The sequence below is a fragment of the Dactylosporangium vinaceum genome (genome assembly GCF_019904175.1).
In the GTDB taxonomy this organism is placed as follows: domain Bacteria; phylum Actinomycetota; class Actinomycetes; order Mycobacteriales; family Micromonosporaceae; genus Dactylosporangium; species Dactylosporangium vinaceum.
This window is the reverse complement of sequence record NZ_CP061913.1, coordinates 4,375,137-4,395,479: the sequence shown is the minus strand read 5'-3', so window position 1 is coordinate 4,395,479 and position 20,343 is coordinate 4,375,137. Positions and strand designations below refer to the sequence as shown.

Annotated in this window: 20 protein-coding genes; 6 read left to right on the top strand and 14 right to left on the bottom strand. The window is 71.0% G+C overall.

The window, feature by feature from the left end; genetic code table 11:
• Positions 1-72 precede the first annotated feature (72 nt).
• A complete protein-coding gene (locus Dvina_RS19470) occupies positions 73-969 on the bottom strand; it encodes a hypothetical protein (protein ID WP_223103888.1) in 897 nt (298 codons plus the stop codon).
• A 269-nt stretch (positions 970-1,238) separates the two neighbouring features.
• On the opposite strand from Dvina_RS19470, the gene Dvina_RS19465 reads away from it, so the two are divergent.
• Together Dvina_RS19465 and Dvina_RS19460 are read left to right on the top strand one after the other, a co-directional pair.
• On the top strand, positions 1,239-1,847 hold the full coding sequence (locus Dvina_RS19465; RefSeq protein ID WP_223103887.1) for a hypothetical protein: 609 nt from the start codon (positions 1,239-1,241) through the stop codon (positions 1,845-1,847).
• A gap of 206 nt (positions 1,848-2,053) precedes the next feature.
• A complete protein-coding gene (locus Dvina_RS19460) occupies positions 2,054-2,818 on the top strand; it encodes a leucine-rich repeat domain-containing protein (protein ID WP_223103886.1) in 765 nt (254 codons plus the stop codon).
• Between the two features lie 298 nt (positions 2,819-3,116).
• Here Dvina_RS19460 and Dvina_RS19455 read toward each other — a convergent pair whose 3' ends face one another.
• On the bottom strand, positions 3,117-3,302 hold the full coding sequence (locus tag Dvina_RS19455; protein WP_223103885.1) for a DUF6767 domain-containing protein: 186 nt from the start codon (positions 3,300-3,302) through the stop codon (positions 3,117-3,119).
• Between the two features lie 130 nt (positions 3,303-3,432).
• Between Dvina_RS19455 and Dvina_RS19450 the strand changes: the two genes are divergently transcribed.
• The 3 genes from Dvina_RS19450 (at position 3,433) to Dvina_RS19440 (ending at position 6,080) form a co-directional block, all read left to right on the top strand.
• Positions 3,433-3,771 carry a hypothetical protein gene (locus tag Dvina_RS19450; protein ID WP_223103884.1) on the top strand — a complete coding sequence of 113 codons (339 nt, stop codon included), beginning with the start codon at positions 3,433-3,435 and terminating at the stop codon, positions 3,769-3,771.
• Between the two features lie 159 nt (positions 3,772-3,930).
• The gene (locus Dvina_RS19445; RefSeq protein WP_223103883.1) at positions 3,931-4,482 is read left to right on the top strand and encodes an AAA family ATPase; all 552 of its coding nucleotides are present in this window, start codon (positions 3,931-3,933) and stop codon (positions 4,480-4,482) included.
• Positions 4,483-4,787: 305 nt separating this feature from the next.
• On the top strand, positions 4,788-6,080 hold the full coding sequence (locus Dvina_RS19440) for an MFS transporter (RefSeq protein ID WP_246656319.1): 1,293 nt from the start codon (positions 4,788-4,790) through the stop codon (positions 6,078-6,080).
• Between the two features lie 292 nt (positions 6,081-6,372).
• Here the strand turns inward: Dvina_RS19440 and Dvina_RS19435 are convergent, their stop codons facing one another.
• Both Dvina_RS19435 and Dvina_RS19430 read right to left on the bottom strand, forming a co-directional pair.
• The gene (locus Dvina_RS19435; protein WP_223103882.1) at positions 6,373-6,768 is read right to left on the bottom strand and encodes a group I truncated hemoglobin; all 396 of its coding nucleotides are present in this window, start codon (positions 6,766-6,768) and stop codon (positions 6,373-6,375) included.
• A gap of 331 nt (positions 6,769-7,099) precedes the next feature.
• Positions 7,100-7,387: a hypothetical protein gene (locus Dvina_RS19430; RefSeq protein WP_223103881.1), complete on the bottom strand. Its 288-nt coding sequence runs from the start codon at positions 7,385-7,387 to the stop codon at positions 7,100-7,102.
• 509 nt (positions 7,388-7,896) lie between these two features.
• Here Dvina_RS19430 and Dvina_RS19425 point away from each other — a divergent pair.
• Positions 7,897-8,397: a hypothetical protein gene (locus tag Dvina_RS19425; protein ID WP_223103880.1), complete on the top strand. Its 501-nt coding sequence runs from the start codon at positions 7,897-7,899 to the stop codon at positions 8,395-8,397.
• Positions 8,398-8,528: 131 nt separating this feature from the next.
• Here the strand turns inward: Dvina_RS19425 and Dvina_RS19420 are convergent, their stop codons facing one another.
• Genes Dvina_RS19420 through Dvina_RS19375 form a run of 10 tightly spaced genes read right to left on the bottom strand, consistent with a single transcriptional unit; the run spans position 8,529 to position 20,298 of the window.
• Positions 8,529-9,035: a flavin reductase family protein gene (locus tag Dvina_RS19420; RefSeq protein ID WP_223103879.1), complete on the bottom strand. Its 507-nt coding sequence runs from the start codon at positions 9,033-9,035 to the stop codon at positions 8,529-8,531.
• Positions 9,032-10,192, bottom strand: coding sequence for an LLM class flavin-dependent oxidoreductase (locus Dvina_RS19415; protein WP_223103878.1), 1,161 nt, complete (start codon positions 10,190-10,192; stop codon positions 9,032-9,034). The genes Dvina_RS19420 and Dvina_RS19415 overlap by 4 nt, the downstream gene beginning before the upstream one ends.
• The gene (locus Dvina_RS19410; protein ID WP_223103877.1) at positions 10,192-11,361 is read right to left on the bottom strand and encodes an SfnB family sulfur acquisition oxidoreductase; all 1,170 of its coding nucleotides are present in this window, start codon (positions 11,359-11,361) and stop codon (positions 10,192-10,194) included. The genes Dvina_RS19415 and Dvina_RS19410 overlap by 1 nt, the downstream gene beginning before the upstream one ends.
• A complete protein-coding gene (locus Dvina_RS19405; RefSeq protein WP_223103876.1) occupies positions 11,358-12,497 on the bottom strand; it encodes an acyl-CoA dehydrogenase family protein in 1,140 nt (379 codons plus the stop codon). The genes Dvina_RS19410 and Dvina_RS19405 overlap by 4 nt, the downstream gene beginning before the upstream one ends.
• On the bottom strand, positions 12,494-14,152 hold the full coding sequence (locus Dvina_RS19400; protein WP_223103875.1) for a dipeptide ABC transporter ATP-binding protein: 1,659 nt from the start codon (positions 14,150-14,152) through the stop codon (positions 12,494-12,496). The genes Dvina_RS19405 and Dvina_RS19400 overlap by 4 nt, the downstream gene beginning before the upstream one ends.
• Positions 14,149-14,952 (bottom strand): ABC transporter permease, encoded by an 804-nt coding sequence (locus tag Dvina_RS19395; protein WP_223103874.1) that lies wholly within the window; start codon positions 14,950-14,952, stop codon positions 14,149-14,151. Before Dvina_RS19395 ends, Dvina_RS19400 begins: the two co-directional genes overlap by 4 nt.
• Positions 14,949-15,917, bottom strand: coding sequence for an ABC transporter permease (locus Dvina_RS19390; RefSeq protein ID WP_223103873.1), 969 nt, complete (start codon positions 15,915-15,917; stop codon positions 14,949-14,951). Before Dvina_RS19390 ends, Dvina_RS19395 begins: the two co-directional genes overlap by 4 nt.
• Positions 15,898-17,523 (bottom strand): ABC transporter substrate-binding protein, encoded by a 1,626-nt coding sequence (locus Dvina_RS19385; RefSeq protein ID WP_223103872.1) that lies wholly within the window; start codon positions 17,521-17,523, stop codon positions 15,898-15,900. Before Dvina_RS19385 ends, Dvina_RS19390 begins: the two co-directional genes overlap by 20 nt.
• Positions 17,520-18,914 (bottom strand): NtaA/DmoA family FMN-dependent monooxygenase, encoded by a 1,395-nt coding sequence (locus Dvina_RS19380; RefSeq protein ID WP_246656318.1) that lies wholly within the window; start codon positions 18,912-18,914, stop codon positions 17,520-17,522. Before Dvina_RS19380 ends, Dvina_RS19385 begins: the two co-directional genes overlap by 4 nt.
• 10 nt (positions 18,915-18,924) lie before the next feature.
• Entirely contained in the window at positions 18,925-20,298 is a 1,374-nt protein-coding gene (locus tag Dvina_RS19375; protein WP_246656317.1) for an LLM class flavin-dependent oxidoreductase, read from the bottom strand.
• Positions 20,299-20,343: the final 45 nt, after the last annotated feature.

Below are 20,343 nucleotides of genomic sequence, written 5' to 3'. Positions count from 1 at the left end.
GTTCAGCCGGTACCGCTCACCCGCCAAGACGCCCGCCGACGCAGTCCCGTGCCACCGAGACTGCGATCGTCGTCAGCCCGGCTGCCGCGGTCCTACTCGGCGGCGGGCGATCCAGGCCGCCAGCAGCACTCCACCGACGCCGGCGGCCACGACGACCGGCGCGCCGTACAAGATGCCGGGGAACATGCCGACATCAGGCATCGTCGCGCCGAGGAACGCCAGCCAGCCCACGAGCGCGGCGAGCACGCCCACCTCCGCCAACGCCGCCCACCGCCGCCGCCGGGCCGCGGTCACGCCGCCGGCGGCGAGGACGACGAGCGCGACGATCCCGGCCACATAGGGCGCCGGGTCGAACGGGCCCGGCTCGCCGCGAAGCCGCGGCGGCGGGCTCAGCCAGCAGCACCCCTCCCCCGAATCCGGCGAGCCGATCCGCCGCCACGCGCCGGAGACGTCGCGCTCGAGCAGCCCGTCGCGCCCGTTCGCCACAAACACGATGTGCCCGCCGCCGACCGCATGCACGACGAGCGACGTCGACGCCAGATCAACGGCCGGGTCGTCCAGGTCCGGATAGATGCCTACCAACCGGTCGTACTCGCGCCCGGACACCTCCCACACCGTCGACCAGGAGCGTCCACCGTCGGTGCTGCCCTCCACCCGCAAGGCCCTGCCCGGGACCCGATAGCACATGTCACCGGCGCACCCTTGCGTGCGCGGCCCACCCGGTGCGCGCCCGTCGCCCGGCTCCGGCAGCGTCACCGTCGCGGCATCGTCCAAAATCCAGTCCACCGGCCCGTACCGCCCCCGCGTCCCGACGACCACCGTCCCGGCCCGCTGACCTTCCTCGACCACCGTCACCGGGTACGCCGAGCGCAGCTTCAACGCCACCATGCGCGCGCTACCCAACGAGCACAGCACCGCCACCGCTGCAACCGCGCCCAGCACCACCAGCACAATCCCCCGTCCGCGCATGGTCCCAGCGTCACAACGCCGGGCAACAAAACGGTCTCGGAACGGCGCTGTTCGTTCATCGAGGACACGCAATCCCCAGACCGGGTCTTCACCGCCGGCTGCTTTCGTGGTTCAGTTTTCCGGAGCCTCGCAGAGGGTCGCCGGGCCAGCCTGGGAGCACTGAGGACTGGCTGCGCGGTTGAGGAGCCGTCATGTCCCTTTCGCGTTTCCCGGCCTTTGTGCTGATCACCAGTACCGCACTGGCCATCACGGCGGCCGCTGTCGCCGTCGTGGCCTTCCCGCACTCGATAGCCGACCTCGGTGACCTCGGACTGCTGTCGGCGACCATCGGGGTGCTCGGCGCCTATCTGAGCTATGCGATCCGGCTTGCCCGGCATCCGGCGCCGGCCGTCGCGCCGGGAACATGGTTCGGGCTGGCCGCCGCCGCCTGCTGGGCGATCGAGATCTGGGCCGGCGGACCTGCTGCTCTTGACCACCACACGGAGCGAGCGATCGGTGCCGCCTTCGCACTGTCCGCCACCGCCATCACCCTGGCCGCCGGCCTCATCGCCGGCCTGCGCACACGCGACCAGCGAACCATCTGGCACACGGGATTGCTGGCCGGAACCATCAGCGGTGCCGGCGTCTGCGCTTTCGCGGTATTCATGACGCTCATGACCCTGCCGGCACTTGGGCGCAGGGCCGACTACCAGGCCCAGTTCCTCACCAGCCACCGGCCGGCCATGCATGACTTCCTCGTCAACGACATCCTCGGTGCAGCCGCCGCCCACCTGATCATCAACGTGCTGCTCGGCGTCCTCGGCGCTGCCGCGGGCTTCGCACTGCTGGCACTTCGAGGGATATCGGCGACCGCAGCGCCGCACCATCCAAGCTCATGAACGCGCGGCATGGCGTCCCGCCCGCCCACACCGTCGGCGGTGCCGTGCAGCAATCTGCGGCAGATCCGGACGGCAGGATGCGACGCGGGCCGGGGTACGGTGTGGGCTTCCGCAGCCGGCGATGCCGCTCGGGTTCCCCGACGTGGCGATGAGGGTTGTGGTGTTCTCGCAGTGCGGTGGCGTGGCAATGGGGATGCGAGGAGTACGTGGCGCGTCGTGGAACGATCGATCAGGCGATCGAGGCCGTCCGCATCGCGGGCGGCGGCGATTTGTGGCTGGCCGGGCGCAGGCTGACCCGGGTGCCGGAGTCCATCCGGCAGATCCAGCACCTGCCCGGGGTGACCGGCGTGAACCTGTCCAACAACAGAATTGCCACGGTGCCCGAATGGATCGGGGAGCTCACCGGCCTCACCGGGCTGGACCTGAGGCAGAACAACCTCACGGCGCTGCCGGACAGCATCGGCGACCTCACCCACCTCCGCCATCTGGACGTGAGCTGGAACGGCCTCACCGCTCTACCGGACAGCATCGGCAACCTCACCGAGCTCAACCAGCTGAACCTGCACTGCAACAAGCTCGCCGTGCTGCCGGACAGCATCGGCAACCTCACCAGCCTCCACCGTCTGAACCTGGGCTGGAACAAGCGCACGGTACTGCCGGACAGCATCGGCAACCTCAGCAACCTCACCCTGCTGGAGTTGACGAACAACTCGCTCACGGGGCTGCCGGACACCATCGGCAACCTCGGCAACCTCGTCTGGCTGGTCCTGAACCTCAATCAGCTCGAGGTGCTGCCGGACACCATCGGCGACCTCACCAACCTCGCCGAGCTGCACCTGGAGCACAACCGCCTCACCGTGCTGCCGACCACGATCGGCAACCTCACCAACCTGCGCCGACTGGACCTGCGCCACAACCAGATCACCGCACCACCGGAGGGCCTCCACGAACATTGTGAGGTACTCCTCTGACCGAACGGCGGCCGTTGGAGCGACCCTGGTCCGCCGCTGGCACCCGCTGGAGACCCGTCACGCGGTAGCGATTTCCGAGAGGCGTGCTACGTCCAAGCCGGCGAAGACCGCACGTGGTGGGAGCGTCAGCGATGCGCGGTATGCGGTCGGCGGGGCGTCGTACTTGAGGGCTTGGCGCCCTGATATCGGTACGAACGCGCAACCCAATGCCACCGCGATCGAGTGCGCGCAGCTCGGCGGTGACCCGCGGCGAACCGCAGGTGCCGCCGCCATAGCGAAAGCGTGGCGGCCGGCGCAGTCAGGCCGCGGCCAGCCGGCGATGCTGCAGGAATTCGTGCAGACCGGCGCGAAGCTCGTCGTCGCTCATGACGAGGTACACCAGCGGGCAGTCCTCCGGGCCGGTCGTGCTCAGCTGGCACAGTCGGCAGGGCTCGGGCGGGCGCAGCGGGCAGCCGCCGTTCGGGCGAGGCGCGCTCTCGGTCATGGCTCCTCCAACCGCTTCCGACTCCAGGGTATGTCTCGGGGCTGGCCGGCGTGCAGGGTCCGAAGACTCGGCGGCGGGCGGCGTTCGGCCCGCGATCTGGGGTGCACGGGTGCGGAACCGTGGCGCGTCGGTGCTCGTCTACTGCGGTATGGGGATTGATGAGGACTGGCGACCGCGCGGCACCGTGTTCGGTGGGCTGATGCTGTCGCTCGGTGTGTACCTGCTGGCGTTGGCCGGATTTCTGGCCGTGGCGAGGATCGCGCCGCCCCATCATCCGCAGGACCGGGCGGGCATTTTCGCGTTCGTGGGCGTCGCGGGGTCGATCGGGGTCGCCGTCGTGCGGGGGCTCGCCGGTCGCCGTGACTCGGCGTTCGGGGCGGCGGTCGGCACGCTGGTGTGGCCGCTCGTGGGTGCCATCGGGATCGCGCTGCTGATGGTGCTGTTGGTGTCGCACATGCGCATGGTCTGAGTGGCCGAGCCGGCCACAGGGTCGGCGAGGCCGGCGCCTCGGTCATCGAGTAATCGGACGGAGCGCCGCCAGGCGCAGCCGCGGCCTCCACCTCGGCTACCGACCGATGCCGGCAATTCCGATTGCCCCGTATCCCTGGGCCTTGGCAAGCTGCTGGCTATGGACTCCGCGCCGCTGGATGGCTGTGTGCTGGTGACGGGAATGCCGGGCGCTGGGAAGTCGACCGTGACCGCGCTGGCCGCAGGCCTGCTGCCGCGGGCCGCTCGAGTCACCGGCGACGAGATGAACATGATGCTCGTGAGCGGGCGGGTCGGGTTCCAATGCCAGCCGGCCGACGAGTCGGCGCGACAGGCGGAACTGTGCAAGCGCAATATATGCGCGCTGGCCAACAACTTCGTCGACTACGGCTTCACCGTGCTTGTCGACACCGTGGTGGCCAACCGGGCCGAGCTCGATTTCATGCTCGGCCTGCTGGCGCCGCGCCCGGTCCGGCTCGTCATCCTGGCGCCGGGCATCGACGCCTGCACGTACCGCAATCTGCATCGCGACCCTGAAGACCAGTTCTTCTTCAACGGCTACCCGCAACTGGAGACCGCCATGCGGCGCGACCTGGCTGATCTGGGTTGGTGGTTCGACACCTCAGCCCTCACCGCGCAAGAGACTGCCGAGCGCCTGGTCGCTGAGGCCACCCGCCGCTGCTCCCTGTGGTGATCACGCCGACGTAGCAGATCGTCGCCAGCACCGTTCGACCGTCCACCCCGCGGCCGTCGTGCGCCGCGGGTGGCGGACAGCGCCAGGCCGGTGACCCGCACGGGCCCCTCACCGATGAATGCCCGGAGGACCGTCAGCGCCGTGCCGCCGAGGTCACCGCGCTCGGCCGGCCGACGAACACACGCACGAACCCCGGATCACCCGGCAGTAGCTGTGATCCACGACCCTTCGTCAAGACATTTTCCATAAGTACCTTATATAGTTGGCCTGCACTCGTTCAACCCTTTCGCGATGGAGGTGACCCGGTGAGCGGTGCCGGAAGTTCCCTGCTCAAACAGCCCAAGGCCGTGTACGCGGTGGCGTTCGCTTGCGTCGTCAGCTTCATGGGCATCGGCCTGGTCGACCCGATCCTCCCGGCGCTGTCCACGCAGCTGAACGCCACGCCGAGCCAGGTCAGCCTGCTGTTCACCAGCTATCTGCTGGTCACCGCGGTGGCCATGCTGTTCACCGGCTGGATCGCCAGCCTGATCGGCCCGAAGCGGACCCTGATCACCGGACTCGGCCTGATCGTCGTGTTCGCGGCGCTGGCCGGCCTGTCCGGCTCGATCAACGGCATCGTCGGATTCCGGGCCGGCTGGGGCCTGGGCAACGCCTTGTTCATCGCGACGTCCCTGGCGGTGATCGTGGCGTCAGCGTCCGGTGGGTTTGCCGGCGCCATCGTGCTGTACGAGGCGGCGCTCGGTCTCGGCATCGCGGCTGGGCCGCTGGTGGGCGGCCTGCTCGGCAACATCAGCTGGCGCGGCCCGTTCTTCGGCGTGGCTGTGCTGATGGCCGTCGCGCTGCTGGCCACCGTCACGCTGCTCGACAAGACGCCGAAGCCCGCACAGCGCTCGTCGATCCTCGCCCCGATCAAGGCGCTGCGGCACCGCAGCCTGCTCACCATGGGCATCACCGCACTGCTGTACAACTGGGGCTTCTTCACCATGCTCGGCTACGCCCCGTACCCGATGAAGCTCGGCGCCACGCAGCTCGGCTTCGTCTTCTTCGCCTGGGGTCTCTTGCTGGCATTCTTCTCGATCACCGGCGCGCCCTGGCTGCAGCGCCGATTCGGCACGGGACCGTCGCTGTATGGTGCGCTGAGCGCGTTCGCGGTACTCATCGTGCTGATCGGCATCTTCACCAGCAACCGCTGGGTGGTGATCGGCTGCGTGATCGCCTCCGGCATCGTGGCCGGCATCAACAACACCCTCACCACCCAGGCGGTCATGCTTGTCTCGCCGGTCGAGCGTCCGGTCGCCTCCGCGGCGTACGGCTTCGTCCGGTTCATCGGTGGCGGCCTCGCCCCGTACGCGGCCGGCAAGATGGTCGACCACTGGAACATCCACGTCCCGTTCATCGTCGGTGCCGGCGTTGTCCTGCTCGGCGTCGCGGTCCTGTCCACCGGCCACCGCCCACTCGCGGCCGCCGACGCCGACATGGCCGCCGCCGGAGCACACGGCAGCCCTGACGAGTTGGTCGGCGAGATCGCCGACGAGTTCGGCGGCGCCCCCGACGCGATCGACTTCGAGCACGAGGTCGAACGCGCGCACCGCACCTGACAAATCCGCCGCGCCTGCGCCGACAGTCCGCACCTTTCGAGCAGCTGAACGCAAATCGCTTTTCGTCGTCGGGGGCCGGCTCATCGCCGACAGCCCACCGGAGCGGTTCATACGCGACAACACCACCCGTGCAGTCACGGTCCGCGTCAGGGCATGCCGTACCAAACGTAGGGATTACGGCCCAGAAACACCGCCACAGGCAAGGCCCGCGATCGATTGGCATCGACGCGAGCGGTCCCGGGCACGCGCGCCGCGCCCGGGACCGGGACCAGGACCGGGACGTCTGGGCTGTTCAGATGGCCGGCGCGACCGGTGCGGGCACCGCCTCAGCCGCTCCCTGCGTGACGATCTGGCCGCGCAGCGGGGCCAGTGTCGCACCGATCTGGGCGATGTACCCCGCCGGCACGCCGAGTTCGGTGAGCGTGTCGACGAGGTGGCCGACGATCACGTCGAAGTCCGCGTCGGTGATGTGCAGGCTGGCGTGGGCGGAGGCCATGTCCCGCCCGGTATAGAGCTGCGGACCGCCGATCGCCGCCCCGATGAACGCGCGCTGGTGGCTCTTCAGCCTCGCCACGTCGGTGCCCTTGAAGATGTCCTGGACCCGGGAGTCGGTCAGGACCCGGGCGTAGAACTGGTCCACCACGGCCCGCACCGCGCCGCTGCCACCGATCGCCTCGTACACGCTCATGTTGCCTCCTTCCGTCGGTCGCTGCGACGGGCGCGCATGACGATCCCGTCATGCCGCCCCGGCGCAGCCGGATGTGTCCTGCCCGTCACGCGCCGGCCGGCGGCCTCCCGCGCCCGGCAGAACCACACCATTAACGACGAATACGGTGAAATCGTCGTGCTCGCCGATGCCGATCAGGCGATCGGGCCGATGGTTGCTGCGACTGCCGGTAACCGGCCTGCCGACCGGCTCATGTCACCGGCAGCGCAACGGTGGGGCGGCCGGGACGGCGCTGTGCAGAGCAGCACACTGCTGAGGTCGTCGTTCGATCGAAACGGTGTCGGTCGAGAGCTCAGGTGCGCCAGCGGGAGATCTGTACGTGCTCGTCATTGTGGCAGGCACGGAGCAGTTGGTCGGCTCGTTCGCGCAGCGTCGTGGTGTCGGCGACCTGACAATGCCGGGCGGCCCAGATGTCAGCCTCGAGCACGAGCGCCGCCCGTTCCCATTCGCGCTCCGGCCCGAAGACTCCCGAGTCCGGTGCTTGACGATGGTCGCGGTCGCTCCTGCGATCCAACGCCTGCCTGGTCAGCCCGCTAGATCCGACGAATGCGCACCAGGGCAGCTCTTCAAGGTCGATCACCGTCGAGCGTGGTTCGGCAACCTCAGGCAGACCGAGCGCGGGCAACAGCTCCAGCGGAAGTTCGTGACCCCACCCGGAGTTACCGCGACAGTCGTAGGCCGCGGCTACCGCCCCGAAATTCCGCAGGCCCAGTCACGCGAGGTTCCCTGCTCCAGTACGGCAGCTCGCTCAACTCCTACAGCCACTGCGCCGTTTCGGCCCCGGTGCGGGAATGCGCTGTGCTCGCCGCAGTCCCGCGCGGCGGCTTCCGTCCGACGTGGACAGTGCGGTCCTCGACAGCCTCCGCGACACGCGCGCCCGGGAACTGGCATGGGCGCAACGCCTCGAGACCTGCGGCACTCTGCCCGAGGCGTCCGCGGCGGGCCGGGCCGTCCCTGGTCTGGTCCTCGATCGTGACGCGTCCTGTCAGTCACCGCCGAGCCGCGCGCAGGCGGAAAAACACTAGCGATCGACATAGGCGTCCGTGAACTAGAAATGGAGGGCACCCCAATCTATTCACGGGAGGAAATATGAGACTGGGGCGAATCATCGCCGCTGCCCTGCTCGCCACCGCTGGAACGCTGACGCTGGCCGCGGGCCCCGCCGATGCGGCCACTGTGACATGCACACTGTCGACGCCAAACTCCAGCGAGCTGATGCCGAACTCGTACGTGACAGGCCCGGGCATCTACACCGGCACCTTCATCTACGGCTCGCAGCCAAGCTGCACCGGGGGCACGCCCTACCTGCGCGGCAGCACGACCACGATCCACAGCAGCCTCAACGGCGCGACCCAGCCGCCGGGCAGCATCACCTGGTCGTGCAAGTCGGGCCAGTTCTGCTACCCGCCGATCAGCTCCGCGCTGTGGCCGGGGCTGCACTGCGACACCCCGTACCCGTACGACAACTGGGTCGAGGTCACGGGCTACTACCAGGAGGCCGCCACCTCGGCCCGGATCAACCTGGGCACGGTCGTCGGCCCGCACCGCACGGGCACGGCGCTGCACCCGCACTCCTGCGACCTGCAGTAGCAAGGGGGCCTCGTTCGCCTCATCCCGGCGAGCGAGGCCCTACCATCAGCCGGCCAGCCGGGCGATCGAGCCCAGTCGGGCGGGGGCGGCCGTGGCGGCCGTGTCATCGCGGGCCCGGCCGGCGACGAAGCTCAGCCGGTCTGGACGCGACCGAAGCGGCTGCGGTGGAAGACCAGGGGGGACGGATCGGCAAGTGCGGACCGGCGCACGGAGATGAGGCGGAGCAGCACGATCGTGTGGTCACCCGCAGCGACCTCGTCGTGGACGGTGGTGACGAACTGGGCGAGGCCGTCCTCCAGTGTGACCGCGCCGCCCGGCGTCGCCGTGATCGGCAGGGCGTCGAAGCGGCGCGCGGGCGTGCCGGCGAGCTGCCGGGCCACCGTGGCGTGGTGCTCCGCCAGGATGGTGACGCCGAGGTGCGGTGCCCGGCGCAGGTCGGGCCACGTCTTCGAGGCGTTGGCGATCGAGAAGGAGACCAGCGGCGGTTCGAGGCTCACCGAGGTGAACGAACTGGCCGCCAGGCCGACGGCGACGCCGTCGACCACGGCGGCGACCGCCACCACGCCGCTGGGATAGATGCCGAACACCTCGCGCAGCCGGATGGGGTCGAGGTCCTGGTTGGTGCGAATCGGGCTCACGTCGTCTCCTTCTGGGCCGCCGCACCGAACGGCACGGCGGCCACCGGTGTCCGGCCGGGGGCAGGGTGCCGCCACAGTCCGCGGCGGTGCAGCTCGGGCAGCACGCCCTCGCCGAAGCGGTACGCCTCCTCCAGGTGCGGGTAGCCGGAGAGGACGAACTCGCTGATGCCGGCGGATGCGTACTCCTCGATGAGGTCGGCGATCTGGGTGTGGCTGCCGACGAGTGCGGTGCCGGCGCCGCCGCGGACCAGGCCGACGCCGGCCCACAGGTTGGGGTAGACCTCCAGGCCGTCCTTGGTACCTCCGTTCAGTGCGAGCATTCGCCGCTGGCCCTCGGATTCGCTGCGCCGCAGACCGGCCTGGACGTGGCGGATCTGCTCCTCGGAGATGCCGGCGAGCAGGCGCCCGGCCTCGGCCCAGGCCTCGTCGGCGGTGTCCCGGGCAATGGTGTGCACGCGCAGGCCGAAGGCGAGGGTGCGGCCCTGGGCGTCGGCGAGGTCGCGGACCCGGCGGACCTTGGCGGCGACGGCGGCCGGCGGCTCGCCCCAGGTCAGGTAGACGTCGACGTGGCGGGCGGCGACCTCGAGCGCGGCCGGTGATGAGCCGCCGAAGTAGATCTCCGGGGCCGAGTCGGGCAGCTGGGCGAGGACGGCGTCGGCGAGGGCGAGGTGGCGGCCCTCGAAGGTCACCGACCGGCCGGTCCACAGCTCACGCACGATGTGCAGGAACTCGCCGCACCGCTCGTAGCGGCCGTCCTTGTCGAGGAAGTCGCCGTACATGCGCTGTTCGTGGCTCTCGCCGCCGGTGACGACGTTGAGCAGCAGCCGGCCGCCGGAGAGGTTCTGGAAGGTGCCGGCCATCTGGGCGGCCAGGAACGGCGAGGTGAGGCCGGGCCGGAAGGCCACCAGGAACTTGAGGCGCTCCGAGACGCTGGCCAGCATGGCAGTGCTGATCCAGGCGTCCTCGCACCAGGCGCCGGTCGGGGTCAGCGCCGCGCAGAAGCCGAGCTGCTCGGCGGAGCGGGCGATCTGGCCCAGGTACGCCACGGACGCGGGCCGGCCGGCGGAGCCGGCCGGGGTGCCGTGGCCGCCGCCGACGACCTGCCGGCCGTCGCCGCCGTTCGTGGGCAGGAACCAGTGGAACTTGAGCTCGCTCATCACACCTGTCCGTGGTTTGGGGGCGGGGTTGCCTCGACGGCCCAGCGGCCGAGGTGGTGGATCTTCCAGGCGGCGGGGTCGTGCAGGGTGTGTGTGCGGGCGTTGCGCCAGTGCCGGTCCAGGCGGAGCCCGGCCGCGGCCGAGCGGGTGCCGGCGACCTCGAACAGCCGGCTGCCGGCCTCCAGCGCAGCGCGGGTGGTCGCGGCGCGGGCGGCGGCGACGGCCAGGGAGGCCGCGGCCGCGGAGGAGTCCGACAGCGCGGCGTCGGCGGCGTCGACGCAGCGTGCCGCCTCGGCCAGCAGTGCCTCGGCGGCGCGGACGGCCAGCTCGATCTCGCCGAACGCCTGCACGACGAGCGGGTCGTCGGCGGCCCGCTCGACGCGGGCATCCGGATACGGCCGGCTCGTGGCGACGACGAAGCGGGCCGCGTCGCCGAGCGCGGCCCGGGCGATGCCGGCGTCGATGGCGGCGTGCAGCAGCTGGGCGAACGCGCCGTAGGTCTGCGGGCCCTCGAAGGTGCGCTCGAAGGGTGTGATGAGCTCGTCGGGCACCTCGACGCCGTGGAGCAGCACCGAGCCGCTGGCGGTTGTGCGCTGGCCCAGTGCGTTCCAGTCGTCGAGGACCTCGACTCCCTCGGCGTGCCGGTCGACCCAGGCGACGTGCAGGGGGCCGTCGGGGCCGAGGTGGGCCAGGACCGGGATGCGGTGGGCCAGCAACACGCCTGTCGCGTAGAACTTGCGGCCGTCGAGGCACCAGCGGCCCGGGCCGGCGGCGGTGAGCGTCGTGCGGATGTCGCGCACGTGCTTGGTGCCGGCCTCCGACTGGGCGTTGCCGAAGCGGCGGCCGGCCAGGACTTCGGCGAAGAGCCGGCGCCGCTGCGCGTCGGTGCCGCACAGGCGCAGGTGGTTGATGTACACGAAGTGGCTCTGCGGGATCTGCGCGATGTTGGGATCGCCGGTGGCGAGCAGCCGGGTCACCTCCGTCGCGGTCGCCGCGGGCAGCCCCGGCCCGCCGTAGGCCGCGGGCACCGTGACGGCGAGCAGGCCGGCGCCGCTGAGCTTGTCGAGCTCGGCGAGCGGCAGTCGGCGCCGCTCGTCGCGCTCGGCCGCGTCACGGGCGAAGGCGGCGCTGAACTCGGCCGCCAGCGCGACCGCCTCGTCGTGGTTCATGCGGTTCCCTTCCGGTGTTGCTGGAACGCCGCGCTGGGCGTGGTGCCGTCCAGCAGGAACTGTCCGACGGCCCGGTCGCGGTAGATCACCGGGTTGTGCGAGGCGAGGGTGCGGGCGTTGCGCCAGTGCCGGTCCAGTCGCAGCCGCTCCGCGGTCGCCGAGGCGCCGCCGACCTCGAACAGTTCGGTGACGAGATCGAGTACGAGGCGGATGACGACACCCTGCGCCCGGAACACGGCGATGTCGGCCGCGTCCGGGTGCTCGGCGGCCGCCTCGACGGCCCGGGCCGCGGCCATGGTGGCGGCGTCGGCGGCGAAGGACGCGCCGGCGACGCGGCCGACGACGGCCTGCACCTGCGGGTCCGCGGAGGGCGGCACGGCCGGGTTGAAGAGGTTCCGGGCGCGGCCGTTGACGAACGCGACCGTCTCGGCGACCGCGGCGCGGCCGATGCCGGCCAGGGTGGCCAGGTGTACCAACTGGAAGAACGCGGCCAGGGAGGCGTCCGGCGCCGGCTCCACGTCCTCGGCGGCGATCGGCACGTCCTCGAACAGGGTGGTGCCGCTGCCGGTGAGCCGCTGCCCGAAGCCGTCCCAGTCGTCGATGCGGGTGACGCCGGGCGCCGAGGCGGGCACCAGCACATTGGCGATGCCGTCCGCGCCGCGCGACGCGCTGGTGTGGATCCAGTCGGCGAACAGGCTGCCGGTGGAGTAGAACTTGCGGCCGTCGAGCCGCCAGCCGTCACCGTGCGCCGTGAGCGTCGTCGCCGGCTCGAACCACGAGCTGCTGGAGCGCTCGCTCTGCGCGTTGCCGACGATGACGCCGGCGGCGACGCGACGCAGCCAGCGCTCGCGGGCCTGCGGGTCCGGCAGGGCGAGGCGGCTCTCCACGAAGCCGAAGTGGCCGCGCAGCAGCTGTGGCAGGTTGGAGTCGGCCCGGCCCAGCTCGATGAGCAGCTCGATGAACTCGGGCACCGTGGCGCCGAAGCCCCCGAACTCGCGCGGGACGCGGATCTTGCCGAATCCCGACTCGCGCAGCCACTCCACCTGTTCGCTGGGCAGCGTGCGGTCCGATTCGCGCTCGACGGCGCCCTTGGCGATCCGCTCGAAGACGGGCGCGAAGACCGTGGCGAGGGTCATGACGGCCCCAGCCGGGGCAGCGCGGTCAGCAGCCGCTTGGTGTAGTCGTGCTGCGGGCGCTCGAAGACCTCGGCGGCGGTGCCGTGCTCCACGACCCGGCCGTCCTTCATGACCAGGATGCGGTCGCTGACGTGGTGGATCACGCCGAGGTCGTGCGAGATGAACAGATAGCTCACGCCGAGCTCGTCCTGCAGGTCGGTGAGCAGGTCGAGCACCTGGGCCTGGATCGAGACGTCGAGGGCGGACACCGGCTCGTCGCACACGACGACCGTCGGTTCCGGCGCGAGCGCCCGGGCGATCGCCACCCGCTGCCGCTGCCCGCCGGAGAGCCGCAACGGCCCGGCCGTCAGGTGCGTCTCGCGCAGGCCGACCTGTTCGAGCAGGCGCACGGCCCGCTCGCGGGCCTCGGCGCGCGAGGCCGGCGGCCGGGGACCGGTGCCGAGGGCGTCGACGAGGATGCGCCCGACCGTCCAGCGCGGGTCGAAGGAGCTCAGCGGGTCCTGGTACACCACGCCGATCTGCTTGCGCAGCGGCCGGCGGCGGGCCGGGGTCAGCGCCGACCAGGCCGCTCCGCCGAGCAGCACCTCACCGCCGGTGGCCTCGATGATCGACAGCGCGATGCGGGCCGTGGTGGTCTTGCCGGAGCCGGACTCGCCGACGATGCCGAGCGTCTCGCCGCCGAACAGCTCGAACGAGACGTCGTCGACGGCGGTCCGGTCGACCTTGTCGGGGCCGCGGAAGACCTTCGTCAGGTGCCGCGCCTCGAGCACGGGCCGGCCGCGGTCGATCGGCCGGCGGGTCCGCACGGCGCCGGGCCGGCTGAGCTTCGTGCCGCGGGTGTGCTCCGACGGGATGGCGGCGAGCAGCATCCGGGTGTACTCGTGCTGCGGCTCACGCAGCACCTGCGCTACGGGGCCGTGCTCGACGATCTCGCCGTCGCGCATGACGGCGACCTCATCGGCGAGCCGGGCCACGACGGACAGGTCGTGGCTGATGAGAATGATCGACGTGCCCCGCGCTTTGGCTGCGGCGAGCAGGTCGAGGACCTGGGCCTGCACCGTGACGTCCAGTGCTGTGGTCGGTTCGTCGGCGACGAGCAGCGGCGGGTCGAGCGCGATGGCGGAGGCGATGAGCGCGCGCTGGCGCAGGCCGCCGGACAGCTCGTAGGGCCGCTGCCGGGCGCGCACTTCGGGCTCGGGCACGCCGACGGCCGCGAGCAGCTCGACCGCCTTGCCCGGCCGGCTGGCGCGGGTGCCCCAGCCGTGCAGCCGCAGCGGCTCGGTCACCTCGTCGCCGACTCGCCGCAGCTGGTCGAGCGAGACGAGGGCGTCCTGCAGCACGAAGCCGATGCTGCGGCCTCGCACGGTGCGCCACGCCCGCTCGGAGGTGGCGCGCAGGTCGGTGCCGTCGAGGTCGATCCGCCCGGCGGTCACGGCGGAGCCGGGCCCGGTGAGCCCGACGAGGGTGCGGGCGGTGACGCTCTTGCCCGATCCGGACTCGCCGACGATGGCGAGGCACTGCCCGCGCCGGGCGGTGAAGGAGATGCCGCGGACGACCTCGGTGTCGCCGAACGACACCCGCAGGTCCTGTACGGTGAGCAGCGCGGAGACGCTCCGGTCCGGTTCGACACTCGCGGCGAGGCTGGCGACGGTCATCGGGCGGCTCCTCCGAGTAGGTGCTGCAGGGTGCGGCCCAGCGACGTCACGGCGAGCGCCACCAGGACGATCACGACGCCGGGCAGGATCTCCAGCCACCAGGAGCTGGTGATGTGCACGCGGCCGGCGTCGAGCAGCGCGCCCCATTCGGAGCTCGGCGGTGCGACGCCGAGCCCGAGGAAGGACAGCCCGGAGGCCCACACGACCGACTGGCCGATGCCGAGGGTGGCGACGGCGACGAGGGGTCGCATCGCGTTGGGGAACAGGTGGCGGCGGATGACGGCGAGGCGGGAGTGTCCGAGCGCCGCGGCCGCCTCGATGTACGCGGCCTGGCGCACGGCGAGGACCTGGCCGCGGACCATCCGGGCGTAGCCGGGCGCGGAGCCGATGCCGACCGCGGCGATCACGGTGGCCACCGACGGGCCGCGCACCGAGATGACCAGCAGCGCCAGCAGCAGCGCCGGGAAGGCGAAGGCGACCTCGAGCACACGCGTGATGGCCGCGTCGACGGCTCCGCCGGACAGCGCGGCCGTGAAGCCCAGGCCGAGCGCGATGAGGAACGCCAGGGCGGTCGCGCCGAGGCCGATGCCCATGGACTGGCGCGCGCCGTAGATGACCCGGGTGAGCAGGTCGCGGCCGGCGTCGTCGGTGCCGAACGGGTGGGCCGGCGACGGTCCGAGCAGCGTCGCGTGCAGATCGATCTCGGTCGGGCTGTGCCCGGTGAGCAGGCCCGGCGTGAGCGCGGCGAGCGTGATGAGCACCACGACCAGCAGCGCGACGAGGGTGCCGGGGCGCCTCATCGGGCGGTCTTCAATCGCGGGTCGACGATCGCGTAGGCGAGGTCGACGAGAAGGTTGGCCACGACGTAGACGGCCGCCACGACGAGCACGATCCCGGACACGGTCGGCACGTCGCGGGTGTTGACGGCGGTGACGAGGACCTGGCCGATGCCGGGCCGGCCGAAGATGTTCTCGGCGATGACGGCACCGGCGACGAGGGCGCCGAGGGCCCAGCCGGACAGCGTGATCGCCGGGAGTACCGCGTGGCGCAGCACGTGGCGCAGCCGCACGCCCAGGTCGGACATGCCCCGGGTGCGGGCGGTGGTCACGAACGGCTGACCGAGGACCTGCTCGAACTCGTCGCGGGTCACCTGCCCGAGGAACCCGGCCAGCGGTATGGCGAGGGTCAGCACCGGCAGGACACTGCCCCAGGCGCCGGTGCCGCCGATGATCGGGAACACCCGCAGCTGGACCGAGAAGACCACGAGCAGCACGACGCCGACCCAGTAGTGGGGCAGGCTCGCCGTGAGCGCCTCCCACGTGGCGCCCAGCCCGGACAGCAGCCGGCCGCGCCGCACCGTCAGCAGGGTCCCGGCCAGGGCCAGGGTCCAGGCGACGGCGAGGGCCGCGACGGTCAGTGTGAGGCTCGGCAGCAGCTGGCCGCCGATCACCTCGGTGACCGGGCGTTTCTGGGTGTAGGAGGTGCCGAGGTCGCCGCGGAACAGTCCGCCGACGTAGTGCAGGTACTGCACGACGATGGGGTCCTTGAAGCCGAAGCGCTCGTTGAGCGGGGCCAGTTCGGCGGCGGTCCACTTGCGGTCCTGGCCGGTCTGCAGGTTCATGAGCGTCGTAGCGCGGTCCCCCGGTACGGCCAGCTGGGCGAAGAAGGTGACCGACGCGGCGGCGACGATGACCGCCACCGCGCCGACCAGCTTGTACGCGACGCGCCGGAGGGTCGCGGCGGGGTTACTTGGTGAAGTACGCATCGGAGAAGACCGGCTCACCCTGGCTCTTCTCGAGCCAGACGTTGTTGAGGTTGCGGGCAACCGCATAGGTGGAGTTCTGGGTGTAGAGCCCGATGCCGGCCGCGTCGTCCTGGATGATCTGCTGCGCCTGCTGATAGAGCGTGTTCGCCTTCGCCGGATCCGGCTCGGCGTTCGCCTGCTGGATCGCCGTCGAGAGGGTCTCGTTGTTGTAGAAGGACCGGTTGCTGCCGTTGGGCGCTGCGGTCGTGGAGGGGCGCCAGACGATCCACAGGATGGACGGGCTGGGGCTGGTCCAGTAGGACGGGGTGGCGTCGAACGTGCTCGGGTCGGAGTACTTGCCACCCCACAGTTCGGCCTGGGTCGCCGGGATCAGCTTGACGTCGAAGCCGATCTTCTTCCACTGCTCCTGCAGCACCTGGAGCACCGTCGCACCCTCCTGGGTGAAGATGAACCCGGCGCCGTAGACCAGCTTGATGGTCAGCGGCTTGCCGTCTTTGCTCCGCACGCCGCCGGCGCCCTTGGCCCAGCCCGCCTGGTCCAGCAGCTGCTCGGCCTTGGCCGGGTCGTAGGCGTAGGCCTTGGCCGCCTCGGCGTTGTAGCCCGGCGTGGCCTGGCTGACCGCGGGGTTGCCCTCATACGGGATGACGCCGTGGAAGCCGGCCTCGACGGCGGCCTTGCGGTCGGCGCCGGTGGCGAACGCCTGCCGGACGAGCTTGTCGGTGAACGGCCCGGTCTTCGTGTTGATGTAGAACGACACCGGCTTGCCGGGCGTGATGTAGCGGATCGTCTGGTAGCGGGACTGGGCGTCCTTCCAGTTGACCGTCGGCACCTCGTAGACGACGTTGGACTCGCCGGTGCTCAGCGACGCGTAGCGCGAGACCGCGTCGGCGACGAACTTCCACCGGACTTCGTCGACGATCGCCGGTCCCTGGTGCTTGGCGTTGGCCGGCCACGAGGCGTAGGCCGGGTTCTTCGCCAGCACCACCTCCTGGCCGTGCTTCCACTCCTTGACGGTGAAGCCGCCGGAGCCGATCGGCTTCTCGCAGTTCTCCTGCTCGGAGCGGGCCTTGAAGGCTGTCGGCGACTGGATGCCGAAGTACCCCTGCGTGATGAGCCGCAGCAGCGGCGGGAACGGCTTGTTGAGGTTGACGGCGACGTGGGTGGCGTCGACCGCGGTCGCGGACTTGTAGTAGGGGTCGATGGAGACCTTCGCGGTGCTGTTGCCGTTGTGGTTCTCCCACAGGTCGAAGTTCCAGGCGACGGCCGCGGCGTCCACGGGGGTGCCGTCGGTGAACTGCACGCCGTCCTTGAGGGTGAAGGTGTACGTCAGCCCGTCGGGCGAGACGTCCCACTTCGTCGCCAGCCACGGCACCACGGTGTCGTCGTCGGCGAGCGCGACGAGCCCGTCGAGGACCTGCCGGGAGATGTAGGCCTGTTGAATCCAGCCGCCGAAGATGCATGGGGGTTCCTGGACGTGGCCGTAGACGATCGTCCCGCCCGTCTGCGGCACCGAGCCGGCCTCGGCCGCGGCGCCGCCGCAGGCGGCGAGCGACCCGGTGGCGAGCACTGCGGCCACAGCCAGGGCAACGCGGGAGCGTCTGGTCATCGAAGATCCTTCTCGGGATGGGTTTGCGGGGTCAGGTGGGCGCCGCCGCGGTAGCGGGCGCCGTAGTGCCGCTCGGGCAGCCGGTCGCCGGCGCCGAAGATGCGCTCGCGGAGGGTTTCGCGCTCGTCGTACTCCCGCCGCAGCCGGCCGCGTTCGCGCAGCACCGGCACCACGAGGTCGATGAAGTCGCGAGCGGTGTCATAGGAGTGGTACTGCAGCAGGTTGATCCCGTCGATGCCGACCTCGTCGAGCCACCGCTCGATCTCGTCGGCGACCTGCTGCGGGTCGCCGACGGCCAGCAGCGGCTGGCGGGTGAGGTCACCGAAGCCGGCCAGGAACTCCCCCACGGTCTGCTCCGGGTCGACGGCCCGGAAGCGGCCGGCCCGGCCGCTGTCGATGCCGACGTCCCTGAGCTTCGTCTCGGGCGGGTAGGCGGCCGGGTCCCACGGCAGGCTCGCGTGTGCGAGGTAGCCGTCGGGGCTGGCCAGCTCCTGGAAGCGAGCGAACTTCGCCCTCGCCTCGGCCTCCGTCGGCGCCACGACGACGCCGGCCATGGTGACGAACCGGACGTCCTCGGCGCGCCGGCCGGCCGCGACGGCCGCCGCCCGGATGCCGGTGATGGTCCGGCCCAGACTTGCCGCGTCGGGCCCGCCGGTGAAGACGACCTCGGCATGCTTGCCGGCGAACCTCGTGCCCGCACCGCTGGCGGTCGCCGTGAACAGGACCGGGGTCCGCTGCCGGCTCGGCGAGGGCAGGTGCGGCCCCTCCACCTTGAACCAGCGGCCCTTGTGATGGATCGCGCGGATCTTCTCCGGGTCGGCGTAGACATTGCCCTCGCGGTCGGCGACGATCGCGTCGTCGTCCCAGGAGCCCTCCCACAGCTTGTACAGCACGTCGAGGTACTCGTCGGCCATCTCGAAGCGCAGGTCGTGCTCGACCTCGCCGTCGAGGCCGAAGTTGCGCGCGGCGTTGGGCAGGTAGGACGTGACGATGTTCCAGCCGACCCGGCCCTTGGTGAGGTGGTCGAGCGTGCTGATCCGCCGGGCCCAGGCGAACGGCGGCTCGTAGGTGGTGGAGAACGTGATGCCGAAGCCGAGGTGCCTCGTGACGGCGGCCATGGCCGGTACGACACTTGCCGGGTCGTTGTTCGGGATCTGCAGCCCCTGGCGGATCGCGGTATCGGCCGAGCCGCGGAACACGTCGTAGGTCCCGACGACGTCGGCCAGGAACACCGCGTCGAAGCCGCCCGACTCGAGCAGCTGCGCAAGCTCCGTCCAGTACTCGATGTCGTTGAACCGCTCGCGGTGGTTGTCCGGCAGCCGCCACAGTCCGTGCGTGATGTGGCTGACGCAGTTCATCTCGAACAGGTTGAGGATCAGACGCTTGGTCACGACGGCCTCCTCAGGCGTGCACGGTGCCGAAGGCGCCGCGGTAGCGGGCGGCGGGATGGGTGCCGGGCAGCCGGTCGTCGCGCCCGAAGAGTTTCTTGCGCAGCGTCCCTGGCACGTAGTCGCGGCGGGCCAGGCCGCGCTCGCGCAGCACCGGCACGACGTGGTCGACGAACTCCTCGTAGCTGCCCGGGATCTCGGCGTTGACGACGTTGATCCCGTCGACGCCGGCGGCCCGCCACTGCGCGAGCTGGTCGGCGATCTGCTCGGGAGTGCCGGTGATCCGGCCGTTGCGGGCGGTGTAGTGCGCCACGTCGCGCAGCGTGGGCGGCCGGTCGGTGACCAGGTCGTTGATCCAGCTCAGGATCGACTGCACGCCCTCGGTCCGCAGCTGCCCGACGGGCCGGTCGAGGTCCTTGTGGCCGAAGTCGACGCCGACGGCGCCGGACATGTGCGACAGCTGGGCGTCGTAGTCGATCCACTCGTCGAGCTCGGCCCCCTTGCGCCGGGCCTCCTCCTCGGTCGAGCCGACGACGAAGTGCAGCCCCTGGAAGAACTTGAGGTCGTGCGGGGAGCGCCCGGACCGGATGGCCCGGTCGCGGATGTCGGCGGTGTCGCGGGCCGCCGCGGCGGCGTTCGGAGCGACGATGAACACCGCCTCCGCGTTCTTCGCGGCGAACGTGCGGCCGGCCGGTGATGCGCCGGCCTGGAACAGCAGCGGCGTGCGCTGCGGCGACGGGCTGACCAGGTGCGGGCCCTCGACCTTGTACCGCGGACCCTCGTGGTTGATCCGGTGGATTTTGTCGTAGTCCGCGTGGATGCCCTGTTCCCGGTCCTGCACGAGGGCGTCCTCGTCCCAGGAGCCCTCCCAGAGCTTGTAGGTCACGTCGACGTACTCGTCGGCCCACGCGTAGCGCTCGTCGTGCTTCGTCAGGCCCTCGAGGCCGAAGTTGCGCGAGGCGTTGGGCAGGTAGTTCGTGACGATGTTCCAGGCGATGCGGCCCCGGCTGGCGTGGTCGAGGGTGGAGATGCGCCGGGCGAAGTTGAACGGATGCTCCTGCAGGATCGACGAGGTGAACGCGATGCCGAGGTGCTCGGTGGCGTAGGCGATGGCGCTGGCCAGCACCGACGGGTCGTTACTCGGCACCTGCAGGCCTGCCTCGACGTATTTGCGCTCGTCGCCTCGATAGGGCGCGTAGAGCCCGACGACGTCGGCGAAGAAGATGGCGTCGAAGCCGCCGCGCTCCAGGGTCTTCGCGAGGTCGACCCACAGGTCGAGGCTGTTGAAGTCGGTCTGGCGGGCCGTGGGCCGCCGCCACGTGCCCTGGATGATGTGGCCGCTCGTGTTCATCACGAAGGCGGCGAAGTGCAGCGGTCGTTCGGCCACTCGAGTCTCCCAGGACTGGATCTTTGTCTGCAAAAACTATAGACT

Bases quoted from the DNA above. Each gene is read 5' to 3' on its own strand.
- Dvina_RS19470 (WP_223103888.1), bottom strand. From the start codon at position 969: ATGCGCGGACGGGGGATTGTGCTGGTGGTGCTGGGCGCGGTTGCAGCG.
- Dvina_RS19455 (WP_223103885.1), bottom strand. From the start codon at position 3,302: ATGACCGAGAGCGCGCCTCGCCCGAACGGCGGCTGCCCGCTGCGCCCG.
- Dvina_RS19445 (WP_223103883.1), top strand. From the start codon at position 3,931: ATGGACTCCGCGCCGCTGGATGGCTGTGTGCTGGTGACGGGAATGCCG.
- Dvina_RS19435 (WP_223103882.1), bottom strand. From the start codon at position 6,768: ATGAGCGTGTACGAGGCGATCGGTGGCAGCGGCGCGGTGCGGGCCGTG.
- Dvina_RS19425 (WP_223103880.1), top strand. From the start codon at position 7,897: ATGAGACTGGGGCGAATCATCGCCGCTGCCCTGCTCGCCACCGCTGGA.
- Dvina_RS19415 (WP_223103878.1), bottom strand. From the start codon at position 10,192: ATGAGCGAGCTCAAGTTCCACTGGTTCCTGCCCACGAACGGCGGCGAC.
- Dvina_RS19410 (WP_223103877.1), bottom strand. From the start codon at position 11,361: ATGAACCACGACGAGGCGGTCGCGCTGGCGGCCGAGTTCAGCGCCGCC.
- Dvina_RS19405 (WP_223103876.1), bottom strand. From the start codon at position 12,497: ATGACCCTCGCCACGGTCTTCGCGCCCGTCTTCGAGCGGATCGCCAAG.
- Dvina_RS19400 (WP_223103875.1), bottom strand. From the start codon at position 14,152: ATGACCGTCGCCAGCCTCGCCGCGAGTGTCGAACCGGACCGGAGCGTC.
- Dvina_RS19395 (WP_223103874.1), bottom strand. From the start codon at position 14,952: ATGAGGCGCCCCGGCACCCTCGTCGCGCTGCTGGTCGTGGTGCTCATC.
- Dvina_RS19390 (WP_223103873.1), bottom strand. From the start codon at position 15,917: ATGCGTACTTCACCAAGTAACCCCGCCGCGACCCTCCGGCGCGTCGCG.
- Dvina_RS19385 (WP_223103872.1), bottom strand. From the start codon at position 17,523: ATGACCAGACGCTCCCGCGTTGCCCTGGCTGTGGCCGCAGTGCTCGCC.